Origin of the sequence: Psychrosphaera sp. 1_MG-2023, assembly GCF_030548245.1 — a bacterium.
GTDB lineage: Bacteria > Pseudomonadota > Gammaproteobacteria > Enterobacterales > Alteromonadaceae > Psychrosphaera > Psychrosphaera algicola.
Window position 1 is genome coordinate 1 of record NZ_JAUORW010000020.1, and the last position, 15,792, is coordinate 15,792.

Genomic DNA, 15,792 nt, shown 5'->3' on the forward strand with positions numbered 1-15,792 from the left:
GAAACCAAAAAATTGTGCAACCCCTAATTTCAATTAAATTCACTTTTTTTGTTTGTTCGGTTAAATATCAATCAAAACGATTGTAATACGTACTAAATAGGTACAAAAAGCTTGGGTCACACCTTTAGAGAGTCGTAATTCAATAATGGATAGGAGTCCAAAAGTCCGGAAATTAACTATAGTAAACTTCCGGTTTAGTGCAAATTAGAATGTAAAATTTTCCAAATTAGGCGATTAATACCTATTTAGAAGAAAATTGCTCAAATATACTTGAGAAGTCTTTTTTGCCATTACCTGATTTTTGATGAATTGAGTACAAGTTTCGAGTTAAAGCTCCTAATGGCGTTGTACTTTGTGAACCAACAGCAGTATCCATGGCTAGCCCCAAGTCTTTCAACATCAAGTCTGTCATAAAACCACCTTGGTATTCATTACTTGCAGGTGAAGTTGGCATAACACCCGGACATGGGTTATATACGTCTAATGTCCAATTACTACCAGAACTCTTGGACATGATTTCAGATAAGACTGTTGGGTCTAGTCCATTGTCTACACCAAGTTGTAATGCTTCAGATGTGCCAACCATTAAAATACTCAGCAGCATATTGTTGCAAACCTTCGCAACTTGACCAGCGCCAACCTCGCCAGCGTGAAAGATGTTTTTACCCATTACTTCTAACAAAGGTTTTGCTTGATTAAAGGAAGATAAAGAACCACCAGTCATAAAACTTAATGTTCCAGCTGTCGCGCCCGCTACCCCACCCGAAACAGGTGCATCAATAAAATTGATTTGTTTATTGGCTAAAATAGCCGCGACAGATTGCGCTGTTGCAGAGTCAATAGTAGAGGAGTCGATGACAAGTGTGCCAACATTAAGATAATTAATGAGTCCGTCTTCACCAATATATAACTCTCGGACATGTTTTCCCGCAGGCAACATACTAATGACGACGTCACAATCTTGAACGATATCCTTTGGCGTATCTGCAGTAGTAGCACCTAATGCGACAAGTTGCTCCACCGCTTTCGGAAATAGGTCAAATACATTCACTTCAAAACCAGCTTTAAGTAAATTAGCAGCCATAGGGCCGCCCATATTGCCTAAACCAAAAAATGCTATTTTCATCATAATATTCTTCCTTATTTGCCCAAATCTTTTAACGGATGTAAATCTGTTGTCCAAGGAGAGGTAAACATTTTATTTAACATCTGAGGATCTACATCGTGCACCGTTTCGTAAAACCAACTAGGGCAGTAATCTTTATCTATTAATAGTGCACGCACACCTTCAGCAAATTCGCCAATGGCTGAACAATTACATGACAATCCAAGTTCCAGTCGAAAACAATCGGCTAATGACAATGATTTACCCAAAGCCAACTGTTTCATTATTATATGTGCTGTAAGCGGGCTCCCTTTTGCTAGGCTGTCCTGCGCTTTTAACATCCATTTATCATCACTAGCATGGTCGATAATTAATGTCACAGCCGAGCTAACATCTTCTGTTAATGCTAAATCGCTCAACAAAGTGTTAAATCGACTTATATTGCCAACAGGCATATGTACCTGATCTTTTTGTTCAAATTTAACGAGAACATCGGAAAGCTTTTGGTGGTTTAGAGCTTCAGTATCGCCCCACTTCACTAAAAGTACTTCTTCAATTAGATCACCTTGATGCTCACTCAATACAAAATGATCTGCAAGTTGTACAAATTTGGCGTCACTGCCATTAATTGATGCCCCTGTTAGCGCTAAAAAAAGCCCCGCACCTTTTGGCATTTTGTTTAAGAAGTAAGTACCACCAACATCCGGATATAGGCCAATCGTAATCTCAGGCATGGCAATTCGGGATTTTTGGGTAACAACCCGATGACTTGCTCCTGCAAATAGTCCTAAACCGCCTCCCATAACAATACCGTGACCCCAACATAAAATGGGCTTTCCGAATGTATGAATTAAGTAATCTAGTTCGTATTCTTGTGTGAAAAACGTTTCTATATAAGGTGCAATAGCCGATTTACCAGCTTCGACAGTTGCTTTATATAGTTGAACAACATCACCTCCAGCACAAAATGCTTTTCCGCCGCTGCCCTCTAACATTACCAAAGCAATATCTGAACGTTGTTGCCATTCTAATAACTGCTTGGTGAGTAACTTCACCATTTCTAGGTTTAGTGCATTTAACGACGTCTCTACATTTAGTGTCGCAATGCCAATCTTTTTACCAGAAACACTTTCTAACTCACGAAATAAAACAGGTTCATTCATTTGAATCTCCTTGTTATTCATTCATTCATCCATATTGCAGGGCGTTTTTCTAAAAAGGCAGTGACGCCTTCTTTCTGATCTTTGGTATCGAATAAAGCGACAAATTGTTCACGTTCATTGGCCAATGCAGCATTAATTGAGCCGTTGCGTCCTGCTTGAATTAGCGATTTACAAGCTGTTATAGAACTCGGGCTTTGTTCAGCTGTTTTCTCTGCTAACGCCAAAGCTGTATTGTATGCCCCACCTTTCGCGACAACTTCTTCAACTAAACCAATTTGCAGTGCTTTTTCTGCTGTTAAGCGCTCACCACATAGGATCATGCGTTTTGCCCAGCCTTCACCGACAAGCCATGACAAATGTTGCGTTCCACCAGCACAAGGCAATAGTCCAACTTTAGCTTCAGGTAATGCGAGTTGCGCCTGCTCTTCACAAACACGAATATCACACGCTAGCGCAACCTCTAATCCGCCCCCCATGGCATAACCATTAATTGCAGCTATAGATACTCCTTGGAAATCTCGTAATGCCTCAAAAGCAGCACCAAAAACACGAGCCATGTCTGACGCAACACCTTTGTCCCCGTCGGCAAACAATTTTAGATCCGCCCCCGCAGAAAAGAATTTTTCACCTTCGCCTGTAATGACTAATGCATAAACGGCTTTGTTAATATTAAGCGCCTCGACCAACGTTTTAAGTTCCGATAGCGACTCAAACGTCCACGTATTCGCTGGAGGGTTCGCGATCATAATTGTGGCAACGTGCCCAGAGATAGATAGTTTTAATAAATCAGACATTTGTATTCCTTATTTTATTTCTGCTGCGGCTTCATCTAAAAGACGACGAGCGATGATCAACCGCATTATTTCATTTGTGCCTTCAAGAATTTGATGCACGCGAACGTCCCTAAAGTGACGCTCTAATGGGTATTCTTTGATATAGCCGTAACCTCCATGAATTTGCAGTGCTTCATTACACACTTGAAATCCAACATCCGTCGCAAATCGTTTTGCCATTGCGCAATACGCCGATGCTTCAGGGTCATTTGAGTCAAGCTTAAACGCAGCTAGACGGATCATTTGCCTGGCTGCAACTAATTCTGTTGCCATATCTGCTAATTTAAACTGCAGTGCCTGAAACGCGGCTAATGGTTTGCCAAATTGCGAACGTTCTTTCATGTAATGAATAGCAGTATCCATTGCCTGTTGTGCTGTCCCAACAGAACAAGCACCTATGTTAATTCGGCCACCGTCAAGCCCTTTCATAGCAAATGAGAATCCTTGACCGAGTTCACCTAATAGATGATCCGTTGGAATACGGACATTATCAAACGTAATAAGACGTGTTGGTTGGGCGTTCCATCCGAGCTTTTCTTCTGCTTTACCATAAATCACGCCTTCCGCATCTGCCGGTACAACAACGGCAGAAATGCCTTTGGCCCCTTCGCCGCCCGTGCGCACCATTACAACAAGAACGTCAGTTTCTCCAGCGCCAGAGATAAACATTTTAGAACCGTTAATCACAAAGTACTCGCCATCGAGTTTAGCGCTAGTTCTTAATGACGCCGCATCAGAACCCGCACCGGGTTCTGTGAGACAATACGACGCAAGTTGTTCACCCATTACAAGCTTCTCACACCATGTTGATTTAACCGACTCAGTTCCCCAAGTTGATATCATCCAAGTCGCCATATTATGAATAGTCAACATGGCTGTAGTTGCCGTACAGCCCATAGAAAGCTGTTCAAATATGAGCGCAGAGTCTAATCGACTTAACCCCATGCCACCGGCGTCTTCTGGCGAATACAAACCACAAAAGCCAAGTTCACCGGCTTTTTGCATCACATCTTTTGGAAAAATATGCTCTGCATCCCACTTGGCCGCATTAGGTGCAAGCTCAGAATCAGAAAACTGTTTTGCCAAGTCGACAAATGCTTTTTGATCTTCATTTAAATTAAAATCCATCGTTTAACCCCTGTCTGCTTTGGCGCTCTTATTTTAACGTAATCGACATGTTAGGACCTGACGCTGCTGTTTCTTCGTCAAACCAGCGAGATGTAATCGTTTTAGTTTCTGTATAAAACTTAACTGCTTGTTTACCATACGCATGCTGGTCTCCGGCAAACGAACCTTTCCAACCTGTAAACGAAAAGAATGGCAATGGCACCGGAATAGGAATGTTGATACCAACTTGCCCCACTTCAATATTGTGTTGGTATTTACGAGCTGAACCACCAGATGAGGTAAAAATAGACGTTCCATTACCGTATGGATTACGGTTTATTAGGTCTATGGCGTCGTCAAGCGTATCTACGTTCATGGTTAAAAATACAGGACCGAAGATCTCTTGTTTATAAATTTCCATTTCTTCGGTTACATCAGTAAACATAGTTGGGCCAACCCAGTTACCATTTGGAAATCCAGGGACTTCGCAGCCACTGCCATCTAATACACAAGTCGCCCCTTCTTTTTTACCTTGAGCAATTAGCGATTCAATTCGAACTTTTGCTTGAGGTGTAATTTGTGGACCATAGGCGGCTTCAGGATCGGTATAATGACCCGGGCGTACGGAGGCAAGTTTTTGTTGAATTTCTGGGATCCATTTTTGTGCTTCACCAACAAATACAGCGACCGAAATTGCCATACAGCGCTGACCTGCAGCCCCAACGGAGGCTCCAACGATGTTATTAACAACGGCGTCTTTATTTGCATCTGGCATAACAACCATGTGATTTTTCGCACCTAAAAACGCTTGAACGCGTTTCATGTTGTCTGTACCTGTCTTATATATATATTGACCAACACCTACTGAACCAACAAATGAAATGGCCTTCACTTCAGGTTCGTTTAACAAAATATCCACTTGTTCTTTGTCACCGTGAACAACTTGTAACACACCTTTTGGTGCGCCGGCTTCTTCAAATAATTCAACTAAGCGTGTTGGTGTTAATGGATCTTGTTCAGAAGGTTTTAAAATAAATGTATTACCGCAGGCCACAGCTAATGGGAACATCCATAATGGGATCATTGCAGGGAAGTTAAACGGGGTGATACCCACACAGACGCCTAAAGGTTGGGTATAACTATATGTGTCAATATTGCGCGCTACGTTTTCAACGGTTTCGCCCATCATCATTGAAGGAATATTTGCTGCATGTTCTACAACTTCAATACCACGCCAAACATCGCCCATCGCGTCTTCTTTCGTTTTACCTAATTCTTCGCAAATAATACCGGCGATCTCTTCTTGGTGTTTTTTCAACAAATACGCGTAATTCATCATAACCCGAGCTCGTTGAGGAACCGGGACTTCTTTCCACGTTTTAAATGTTTGCTTTGCACTCTCTATTGCCGCGGTCATTTCCGCTTTGGTTGCACACGGAACTTTGGCTATAACCTCTTGAGTCGCTGGGTTTGTTACGTCTATCGTTCTAGTAGATTTAGAATCTACCCATTCGCCGTTGATAAATAGTGGAACCTGTTTCATGCCGTAGCCTCTTTGATGCAAGTGGTCGTTATTATTAATTTAGTTCTATATGACTAAATAAGATACTTGCATTAAAGCAAACTATTTTTCTAATTAGAATTGAATAAATTGCTTTTATGATGGACTATATTGGCACAAACCATTCAATTACGTAACGATATGAGTACACCTTCTAACTGGCCTCTTTCCGCAGGTAGCGTGCGTTATCTTGTGCCCCGTGGAATAGTTGAAAAACTCGACGTGAACCCAATTAGCCATTTACTGTACCCTACAGCATTTGGTTATTACGAACATGCGCGTGAACATAAGGTTATACGCAATTCCCATGACGACCACTTGTTGATGTTTTGTGTCGATGGAAACGGTCATATTGAAACAGCACAAACCACCACCGAACTTGCTGCCCAGCAAGTGGTTATATTACCCAAAGGCATGGCGCATTCTTATTGGGCAAATGCAAAGTCACCATGGACTATTTATTGGGTTCATATTCAAGGTGCGTTATTTGAAAATATATTGGATATTGTTGGGTTTACGCCAACCAACTTAGTTTTTAACGTTCATAACAAAATACAATATGAAGAAAACTTTCGGGCATTGCTCGAAATACGTAAATTGAGTTACCAAACTAATGCATTTTATTTAGCCGGTGCCATAATCCAACGATTACTCATCGAACTGAGTGTGCAATATCCAAATAGCAGCCGTAACAAAAAACAATTACAGTTCCAACAGATAGACATTTATCTACAACAAAACATTGCTAAAACATTAACATTAGATGACATGGCTGTGGCGTTTGGGTTATCAAAATTTTACTTTGCAAAAAAGTTTCAGCTTATTGTCGGCGTTAGTCCTGTTCGCTATTTTATTGAAAAGAAAGTCCATTACGCCTGTCAATTACTGGATAGCAATGACAACTCGATTAAAACTATCGCAAAACAACTTGGCTACGATGACGCCTACTATTTTTCAAGATTGTTTAAAAATATCATGGGGTTATCCCCACAACAGTATCGTAACTCAGATCATGGACGTTAAAAATAGCCATTGATGCTCAAACTGTCATAAACCTGTCATAAAAAATCGCAATAATGCACCGCGTCATTACAAGGTGTAGAGCGGAAAATATGTCACATAAAATACTCATTATCGAAGACGAATTTGCGATCAGGGAAATGTTAACCTTTGTCATAGAACAAGCCGGTTACAAAGCGGTTGCTGCAGAAAGTTACAACGAAGCACAACAATATCTTTTAGAAGAAACGCCAGCGTTGATTTTATTAGATTGGATGCTTCCTGAAATGAGCGGTATTCAAATTGCCAAAAAATTGAAGCAGTCTGATAACTTTAAGAACATACCAATCATAATGTTAACCGCACGTAGCGAAGAAGACGATAAGATCCAAGGATTAGACGTTGGCGCTGACGATTACATAACTAAACCATTTTCACCAAAAGAACTTGTTGCCCGTTTAAAAGCCGTCTTAAGACGAACACAACCTACGGCAACAGATGATCCAATTGAAATTATTGGATTGCGTTTAGACCCATCAAGCCATAGGGTCACACTTGAAGGCGGTGATCTGCATTTAGGTCCCATGGAATTTAAACTACTTCACTTTTTTATGACACACCAAGAGCGTGTTTATAGTCGTGATCAGCTACTGGATAACGTTTGGGGAACCAATACTTACGTTGAAGACAGAACTGTTGATGTTCACATTCGTCGCCTAAGAAAAGCACTGCAAACACACGATAAACTAATACAAACCGTTCGCGGTTCAGGTTACCGTTTTTCAACTCGTATAGATTAATTTATATGAATCACTCCCCATCCATCTGGCAGATAACGTCGCGATTATTTTGGTATTATCTGCCTATTGCAGTTGTTGGATTTCTAATTAATATTTGGTATTCAGTAACAATTGCGTTTTGCTTGATTGTAATTATTTCCAATTATCGCCAGATGTTAAAACTCACGCACTGGTTATGGCATCAAAGAGGTATTTATCCACCGAAAGCTCATGGATTATGGTCGAGTGTTTTTGATGGGATCTATGGCCAACAAAGACGAAACGCCAAAAAACGAACTGAATTAAGCACGATAGTTAGGCGTTTTAGACTCGGTGCCGAGTCATTACCAGACGCAGTATTATTGTTTGACGAACATCGACATATATTATGGTGTAATCAACTCGCCCAGGATATGTTGGGGTTAAAGTGGCCAACGGACAAAGGCAATCGACTCGATAACCTCGTTAGGCATCCCGCCTTTATTGATTACTTAGATGAAGAAAACTTTAGTGCTCCCTACGACATTCCTTCACCGACTAAAGAACACATTCGACTTGAAGTTCGTGTTGTACCTTATGAAACAAATAAATGGACCCTGTTGATTAGAGATATTACCCACCTACATCAATTAGAACAAATGCGAAAAGATTTTATCGCTAATGTGTCACACGAGCTTAAAACCCCCTTAACGGTCATGCGGGGTTATTTAGAGATGACACCAAACAAAAATGATCTATCGGAAGAAATGTGGCAAAAAGCGCAAATGATGATGATGCAACAAGCAACGAGAATGAATGACTTAGTTGAACAGTTATTATCACTTTCAAAGCTAGAAGGTCAAAATCCAGATTTCGCCCCTGCATTTGTCGACGTGCCAAGTTTATTGGAAATTTTAACTAATGAAGCAAAATCTATATCAAATGGCCGACATATTATAGAAACTAATATTGACGATGAACTTTGCTTGTTAGGACTTTCAACAGAACTCAGAAGCGCATTTTCCAATTTGGTTTTCAACGCAATAAGATATACGCCCGATAATGGAAAAATCACTATAAAGTGGCATAAAACACGTACGGGAAACGCTAAATTTTCGGTTATAGATACCGGCTCTGGTATTCAAGCAAGTCATATCCCACGGCTAACCGAAAGATTTTATCGCGTTGATGAAGCCAGAGCTCGACATACTGGTGGTGCGGGATTGGGACTATCAATCGTCAAACATGCACTTAATCATCATCAGTCAAAACTAGAAATTTCCAGCGAAATAGGAAAAGGCAGTGAATTTTCATTTCAATTCCCGCCAACGTTAGTAGCATTAAGGCCTGTTAACCAAGCGGTAGGTTAGCCCATTTAAACAGCTACTCCTTTAATTGATGGAAAGACGACATTGTATCGTCTGATGTTTTGTCAATCCGCCTAACCTACAAATGAAGCACATCTGCTAGCAATAACATTAGCCTAACTTAAAGCTGTTTCATTTGCTGGAGTTTAAAATCTATTGACTTTTTAACTGAAGGCCATTCTGAATTTATAATTGAAAATACCACAGTGTCTCGCAAGACACCGTCCGCTTCTATCGTGTGATTACGGAGTATGCCGTCTTGCTTTGCCCCAAGTCGTCTTATTGCTGCTTGTGACTTGACATTATGCCAGTGGGTTCGAAACTCAACAGCAATGGCCAGTTGCTTTTCAAATGCATGTTTAAGCAGCAACTGTTTACATTCGGTGTTTACCGACGTTTTTTGAAACGACTTTGCATACCAGGTAAAGCCTATTTCCAACCGCTTATTTTTTGCCACAACGTTACAAAAACGAGTGCAGCCAATAATTTTGTTGGTCGGTTTATGCCATACCGAAAACGGTAAAGCCAAACCTAATTCCTGATCAGCGAGAGCACGCTTAATGTAATCCTCAATTGTCGATTCAGACGGTACGCCAGTGAACCATAACTCCCAAAGCTTACCATCTTGCGCTGCAGCTAGCAGCGCCTCTAAATGAGCTATTTTTAATGGCAGCAACTTTACTGTTTCATGTTCTAGTTCAATAGGTTCTAACCAATTCACGTGCTTTACTCGCTTTGTTTTTTTTGGGACAGTTCCAATATTGCCTTGAGTTTTCAGGAGTAACAACCATCGAGATGCAAAAAATAAAATTAGGCAATGCAAACTTATGTAAACGTTTTGCAAAATCCAAATGTTGGTTCAAATAAAGTCATAAGACAAAAACATGTTAAAATTATTTGAACATCACACACCAATTTCAACGATTAATGTCAAAATGGAGCTGTATTAATGACTTGCCCCCACGCCGGAAACTACCGAGAAGTTGAAGCATCTATTATCACTGATTTTAAACAGGATATGAGTTACGGCGATTATCTGCAATTAGACAAAATATTGTCTGCTCAGCAACCTCTGTCGACTGAACATGATGAAATGTTATTTATTGTTATTCATCAATCAGGCGAATTATGGCTCAAATTAGCTGGGCACGAGTTGTCTGCAGCAATGGACATGATTAAGTCACAGCAATTTGGACAGGCTTTTAAGGTCATATCGCGGGTTAAGCAAATTTTTCTACAACTGACTCAAGCTTGGAATATCTTATCAACTTTAACCCCTGTCGATTACTTAAAGTTTAGAGATGTTTTAGGGCATAGCAGTGGGTTTCAGTCATATGGATATAGAAAACTGGAATTTATGTTAGGTAACAAAAATTTAGAATTACTAAAGGTTCATGAAGCAACCCCTGAGATACATGCTGAATTAACTGCATTATGCCATGCACCAAGTATTTATGAGCTCACTCTGCAGGTCATGAGCGCCCAAGGACTAAAAATTGATGACATTGCTATCGACCGTAATTTTGCTGAACCTTATGTCCGAAATGATTCAGTATTAGAGGCTTGGAAAGAAGTTTATCACCACTCTGACAAATACTTTGAATTATACGAACTGGCTGAAAAATTAATGGATATTGAAGACGTATTTCAAAACTGGCGATTTAAACATATGTATACCGTTCAACGTGTCATAGGCAACAAAATGGGCACAGGTGGTAGTTCTGGTGTTTCATTTTTGAAAAAAGCCCTAGATATAAATTTTTTCCCTGAACTTTTGGAAGTTAGAACTTTATTATAAAAACGGCATATTAACTAAGGCCCCTATTAAATTGGCCTTAGTTAATCTTGATTATCTAGCCTAAGACTTGTTTGATCATGTCAGCAAGTACTTTAAAGTCAAAAGGTTTAGACATATAGTCGTCCATACCGGCGTGCAAACAACGTTGTTTGTTTTCTTTTGACACATCTGCTGTGAGTGCAATGATATAAGATGGCTTTAATTTTTTTAACAACTCAACATCTCTGATACACCTAGTTGCATCATAACCATCCATTCCTGGTAACATACAATCCATCAAAATGAGTTCAAAAGGATGCTGTTCAAACATTGCCACAGCCTCTTCACCACGCTCAGCTCGCACTGCGCATAGGTCCAATGACTTCAAAAAGCGCTCTGCAACAAGATAATTGATATCATTGTCCTCTACGACCAATATCTTTTTTTGTTCAAACGAATCTGTTTCATGGAATTTCAACTCGTCTGCTTTCAGTTGTATTTCATCATGTAAAGCAATCGAACCAATTGGCTCCATTTCAAACGCAGCAACAAGCTGGCTAATACACAAAGGCTTTAAAATAACCCGCGTAATATGGTGGGTGGTAAAAAGTAATCCATCTTCTGGATATTGATCACAAATCAAAATACGGGCGCAAGACTCTGGGATCACATTATTAACCGACATAATAAAATTTAGACCTGAGCCGCGTTCTTGTTTTTCATCTACGATCAGATAGTCAATTTGAAAATCAGCTGGTCGATTGGCACCAATAAAGTGTTTCGCATCCAGTTCCGACAAGAAAAATGATACATTCGCACCTTGTTGGCGAAAATAATGATTCGCCACTTTCAAACTCGTTTCATTTTGAATAACAATAACGACATTTTTATTCTCAAGTTCGGGGATTACCGGGACCGTATTTCGACTTTCGGCTAGTTCGACCTTAAGGACAAATTTAAATTTACTTCCCTTCCCAACTTTCGATTTTATGATCAGGCGCGAATCCATTAATTCCAATAAAGATTTACATAACGACAACCCGAGTCCTGTCCCACCATATTCCCTCGTTGTAGAACTATCAGCTTGCTCAAAAGAATTAAAAATATGCTTTTGTTTACTCGATTCAATACCAATTCCAGTGTCCGATATGCAAACTTCTAAATTAGCCGCATTATCACCAACAAATTCGACAGCACAGGATAACTTTACTTCCCCTGCGTCGGTGAATTTAATGGCGTTAGACAATAAGTTTCCAATAATTTGAGTTAGTCGAATATCGTCAATAATAGCGGTCAAATTATCTAGTTCTGTGGTATCTACGACAAGCTCAAGTCCTTTACGACAAGCGTTACCATAGTGAGACAGCGCGACATTGGAAAACAAAGTCGCTAAATTGGTTTCAACCGGATGAAGCAGCAACTTCTCAGCTTCAATTTTTGAAAAGTCCAAAATGTCGCTGATGATCTCCATCAACAAGTTGCCGCTGTTATAAATTGTTGCGACCTTTTGTTTCTGCAAAGGGTTTAATTCTGTCTGTGACAGCAATTGGCCCATGCCGATGATGCCATTAAGCGGGGTTCTTATTTCATGGCTCATATTCGCCAAAAATTCACTTTTTGCCAAATTTGCTTGTTCTGCTTGATTTTTAGCCAGTTCTAACAAGCGCTGTTTTCGTTCAATCGTATTTGAAATAAACCTCGAAAAAACCACTGCGACTAAGCCAAATATAATGATGCTGATCATCATGACTAGATTCATTTTACTTGTAAGATTAGCGACATTTTCTTCAATCGACGCTCTTGGGATAAGACCTATAAAGCTCCAATCTAAATAATCAGAATAATATTGGGTAACTAAATATTCTTTGTTGTTGATATCGACATATTGATTTGGTGCTTGAGCCAATGGCGATGACATAGCGCTAAGAAGTGATCCACCGGAGATATCTTCAATAAAACCAAATACATTATTCTCCTCCAGTGTGTCTGCAAGGATACGCCCTTTCTGCTCTACAACTATGATTCGAGCATCTTGTCCAAAATCCAAGTCGCGTAACATTTTGGTGAAACCTTTTAAGGTGATATCCATACCGAATACCCCTATATTATTATCCTCATCATCTTTAATTAATCGAACAGTTGAAATGAGCGCAGTATTGTCGGGTTTCCAATAGTAAGTTGGGGTGCGAACAACCTCCCCTCCTGCGGCTAATCCCGTCTTATACCAAGGACGTGTTCTTGGGTCGTAATTTTTTTCGGTAGAGCCTAGGGGCCACTGCGTATAACCGCCTTCCTCGGTCCCCATATAAGCGTAAGCGAGCTTTGGATAATTGGTAGATAACGTTTGAAACAAGTTAAATAGTCTAACTTCTTCTTCGCTACCGAGTAACGGCTGCATTTGTACTGCGTTACTCTCTAAGTATTTAGTTAAGTTACCCTTTACACTTTGAAACCTATAGTCACCACTGACATAACCCACATTGTTTTTGTACTGTGAGAATATCAAACTAACACGGTCTTCTATTTGCTTTACATCTTTTTGAAATCCATTTTCAAATGACTTTGAGGCGTAGGCCTTGGCTTCTTGACTCTCCAAGTAATTTGTCACTAGCAATGGTAAAACGACGGCAATTAGAAAAGCCGCAATAAGTTTAATTCTAAAATTTAGCATAAGTAGGCCAAATAACCTCCGATAATTCTCAAGCATTCAAACAAGCACAAATAAACCGGATGACTAATTTTAGAAAGTTCTGGAGGAAGCCACATTAAGTAATTCAACAGGCGACTTAACACAAAACAATGTCAATCTTATAAAGTCATCCAGAACTTTAAGTAAACTATAGCCTGCTATTAGGTAATTAGGAAACTCAAACAAAAAATGTCTTTAATTATGCATTATTTGAGCTTTATATTTTTAACGTATTTTACTATTTTGAAATGGAATTGCTTTGCCTTTTGCTCTGGCAACTGCGATTTTTTGATTTCGTTTCGTTAGCACGCGAACTTGCAACAATGATTCGGCCGCCAACATAGCACGCTCTGAACGATGCCACTTGGTTGTATAAAGTCGCTTAATTGCACTTATCGCATCAGGCGAACGATTCATTAACCTATTTGCAAAGTCTCGACAGCTTTTATTTAAGTCATTTGTCACGTCCGTTATAATTCCTAATTCTTTCGCTTTTGAGGCGTCAAACTCTTCTGCCGTCATCGCAAGTTTCATTGCTTGATCCATAGGTAACAAGTAACTTAACGCTTTATTTCCTCCCATATCAGGAATTAATCCCCAATGATTTTCCATGATGCTGAAACTGGCAGTATGTTCGGCAATTCTAAAGTCGCCACCCAATGCGATCTGTAATCCTCCGCCCCAGCATCGTCCACTTATCGCCATAATCACAGGAACGGCGAGACCTCGCCATTTGGTCGACACACGCTGAGCCAAGTTTGAATTACCGGGTAACCATTTAAATAGTAAACGAATGCCACTCATCGGTTTTTTAATAATTGAACCGACGTCTAAACCAGTACAAAAATCAGGTCCTTCGCCTTTTACAACAACACAACGAACATCATGATTAGATTTAATTAATTTAATCGTTTTATCAAGAGCTTTGAACATCTCCATATCGAGTGCATTTAACTTTTCTGGCCGGTTAAGAGTCACCCAGGCGATGCCATCGTCATCGATGTTAAGTAAAATTCTGTTTTGGATATTTTTCATATAGTTTAATCAGCTTTTCATCTGGTCTGACAAGATGCCATAGATTCATTGAAATTGCACTGTTCTTTGATGGCAATCAGTTACATAGCAATCAGTTCTATTTTTATTTTATAAGTGAGCAAATAGCCAAATAAACTAGCCAGAAATAACAAAAAGCCAAATAGCAAATGGCCAGCAAGTTAGGCCGATGACTCTAAAGTAAGGTCTGAATTTATCGGCAGACCAATTCGCAAACGCTCTGTGTCGTTTTTCGCCAATCATAAAAAGACCAATACCTACCCCGATAAAACCAAAGGCAATTAGATTGATAATTAGTGGCGAAGTGGTTTTAACAGAGTCACTCAAAAAGAGTAATCCAGCAATGAGTCGCGCCACAATTTCAAAAGGATGGAAGTAACGCCATTGGGAAAATGAAATTATTTTTATTGAAAATGCGTGCGGCGCATACGCCATATAAACACAAAATATCAAAAAAAGACCGGCAAATAAGTCGACAAACATTGAACAGTACTCTTAGTAATTTAATATCAAGTTACGCTATTTATTTCGACTTTAAAAATAAAAAAGTCGGACAATATTACTTAAAATATCTTGCCCGACTTAATTCAACATTTATTCGATTTAGTCTGACTCAAAAATATCTTCTATTTTTAATGAGAACAATTTAGCCGCTTTGAAGGCAAGTGGTAAACTTGGATCAAATTTACCTTTTTCAATTGCGTTAATGGTTTGCCTTGATACTTCTAATCGTTCAGCCAAGTCGGCCTGCGTCCAATCTCGTTCTGCTCTCAATACTTTTAGTTTATTTTTCATTGGTACTTCCTTAAACCAATTATTGTGCTGACCAAATACGTTATACCGATGAGCATAACCAAATGCGATATCTCAGCGTCTGACTCGATGACATTAGCGATATCCAAATTTGAATAGGCTAAACCAAATACAAGACCCACTCCAAGCGCAATTGCCATGGCGTTAAGTTGTACCTTTTGCTGCATCTCATCCAGACCAGCCAGATGTTTTTTATTAGCCCAAATCATGCCAATACCAACAAGTAAGTTAATTGCCACAGATATTGAACTCATTGTTGTATTGCCATCCCAGATAAACACCGGACCAAAACTAGCAATCGCCATTGTGATTAACCAGGCAAACGTCCAAGCTGCTAGTCGCTTTGTATTGTTAATATTTTGCTGTTTCCAATTATTGTTTTGTTCACTCATTTGTAACCTCCGCTTGTCATAAAGTAAAACACACTTTACATAAAGTAACAGCAAAACAACTAAAGTCAAGTATACTTAACAAAAAGATTGGTATTGATTACTTATTGTTGAATAAAATTAAAGGTCAAACAACGCAACCAGACATTATTTTCTCATAGTAATTTAGCCATTTGAC

General features: G+C 39.6%; 15 protein-coding genes. 4 read left to right on the forward strand and 11 right to left on the reverse strand.

Annotation, left to right across the window (positions count from 1 at the left end):
- Nucleotides 1-241: 241 nt before the first annotated feature.
- Genes mmsB through Q4575_RS16675 form a run of 5 tightly spaced genes read right to left on the reverse strand, consistent with a single transcriptional unit; the run spans nucleotide 242 to nucleotide 5,751 of the window.
- The gene (gene mmsB, locus Q4575_RS16655) at nucleotides 242-1,129 is read right to left on the reverse strand and encodes a 3-hydroxyisobutyrate dehydrogenase (RefSeq protein WP_215961993.1); all 888 of its coding nucleotides are present in this window, start codon (nucleotides 1,127-1,129) and stop codon (nucleotides 242-244) included.
- Nucleotides 1,130-1,140: 11 nt separating this feature from the next.
- Complete coding sequence (locus Q4575_RS16660; protein WP_303523566.1) at nucleotides 1,141-2,268, reverse strand: enoyl-CoA hydratase/isomerase family protein; 1,128 nt, start codon at nucleotides 2,266-2,268, stop codon at nucleotides 1,141-1,143.
- Between the two features lie 17 nt (nucleotides 2,269-2,285).
- Nucleotides 2,286-3,062, reverse strand: a complete 777-nt coding sequence (locus Q4575_RS16665) for an enoyl-CoA hydratase (protein WP_215961995.1) — start codon at nucleotides 3,060-3,062, stop codon at nucleotides 2,286-2,288.
- A 9-nt stretch (nucleotides 3,063-3,071) separates the two neighbouring features.
- Nucleotides 3,072-4,229, reverse strand: coding sequence for an acyl-CoA dehydrogenase family protein (locus tag Q4575_RS16670; protein WP_215961996.1), 1,158 nt, complete (start codon nucleotides 4,227-4,229; stop codon nucleotides 3,072-3,074).
- A 28-nt stretch (nucleotides 4,230-4,257) separates the two neighbouring features.
- Complete coding sequence (locus Q4575_RS16675; protein ID WP_215961997.1) at nucleotides 4,258-5,751, reverse strand: CoA-acylating methylmalonate-semialdehyde dehydrogenase; 1,494 nt, start codon at nucleotides 5,749-5,751, stop codon at nucleotides 4,258-4,260.
- A gap of 129 nt (nucleotides 5,752-5,880) precedes the next feature.
- On the opposite strand from Q4575_RS16675, the gene Q4575_RS16680 reads away from it, so the two are divergent.
- From Q4575_RS16680 to phoR, 3 genes are all read left to right on the forward strand, one after another.
- On the forward strand, nucleotides 5,881-6,792 hold the full coding sequence (locus Q4575_RS16680; protein WP_215961998.1) for an AraC family transcriptional regulator: 912 nt from the start codon (nucleotides 5,881-5,883) through the stop codon (nucleotides 6,790-6,792).
- Nucleotides 6,793-6,881: 89 nt separating this feature from the next.
- Complete coding sequence (gene phoB, locus Q4575_RS16685; protein ID WP_215961999.1) at nucleotides 6,882-7,568, forward strand: phosphate regulon transcriptional regulator PhoB; 687 nt, start codon at nucleotides 6,882-6,884, stop codon at nucleotides 7,566-7,568.
- A gap of 5 nt (nucleotides 7,569-7,573) precedes the next feature.
- Complete coding sequence (gene phoR, locus Q4575_RS16690; RefSeq protein ID WP_303523567.1) at nucleotides 7,574-8,896, forward strand: phosphate regulon sensor histidine kinase PhoR; 1,323 nt, start codon at nucleotides 7,574-7,576, stop codon at nucleotides 8,894-8,896.
- 118 nt (nucleotides 8,897-9,014) lie between these two features.
- Here phoR and Q4575_RS16695 read toward each other — a convergent pair whose 3' ends face one another.
- Nucleotides 9,015-9,614 carry a GNAT family N-acetyltransferase gene (locus Q4575_RS16695; protein ID WP_303523568.1) on the reverse strand — a complete coding sequence of 200 codons (600 nt, stop codon included), beginning with the start codon at nucleotides 9,612-9,614 and terminating at the stop codon, nucleotides 9,015-9,017.
- A gap of 228 nt (nucleotides 9,615-9,842) precedes the next feature.
- Here Q4575_RS16695 and Q4575_RS16700 point away from each other — a divergent pair, with 228 nt between their 5' ends.
- A complete protein-coding gene (locus Q4575_RS16700; RefSeq protein ID WP_215962002.1) occupies nucleotides 9,843-10,691 on the forward strand; it encodes a tryptophan 2,3-dioxygenase in 849 nt (282 codons plus the stop codon).
- Between the two features lie 55 nt (nucleotides 10,692-10,746).
- Here the strand turns inward: Q4575_RS16700 and Q4575_RS16705 are convergent, their stop codons facing one another.
- From Q4575_RS16705 to Q4575_RS16725, 5 genes are all read right to left on the reverse strand, one after another.
- Complete coding sequence (locus Q4575_RS16705) at nucleotides 10,747-13,341, reverse strand: hybrid sensor histidine kinase/response regulator (RefSeq protein ID WP_303523569.1); 2,595 nt, start codon at nucleotides 13,339-13,341, stop codon at nucleotides 10,747-10,749.
- 243 nt (nucleotides 13,342-13,584) lie between these two features.
- The gene (locus Q4575_RS16710; protein WP_215962004.1) at nucleotides 13,585-14,394 is read right to left on the reverse strand and encodes a crotonase/enoyl-CoA hydratase family protein; all 810 of its coding nucleotides are present in this window, start codon (nucleotides 14,392-14,394) and stop codon (nucleotides 13,585-13,587) included.
- A 135-nt stretch (nucleotides 14,395-14,529) separates the two neighbouring features.
- Nucleotides 14,530-14,895, reverse strand: coding sequence for a hypothetical protein (locus Q4575_RS16715; RefSeq protein ID WP_303523570.1), 366 nt, complete (start codon nucleotides 14,893-14,895; stop codon nucleotides 14,530-14,532).
- A gap of 120 nt (nucleotides 14,896-15,015) precedes the next feature.
- Entirely contained in the window at nucleotides 15,016-15,207 is a 192-nt protein-coding gene (locus tag Q4575_RS16720) for a helix-turn-helix transcriptional regulator (RefSeq protein ID WP_272179855.1), read from the reverse strand.
- The gene (locus Q4575_RS16725; RefSeq protein ID WP_215962007.1) at nucleotides 15,204-15,617 is read right to left on the reverse strand and encodes a hypothetical protein; all 414 of its coding nucleotides are present in this window, start codon (nucleotides 15,615-15,617) and stop codon (nucleotides 15,204-15,206) included. The genes Q4575_RS16720 and Q4575_RS16725 overlap by 4 nt, the downstream gene beginning before the upstream one ends.
- Between the last annotated feature and the right edge of the window lie 175 nt (nucleotides 15,618-15,792).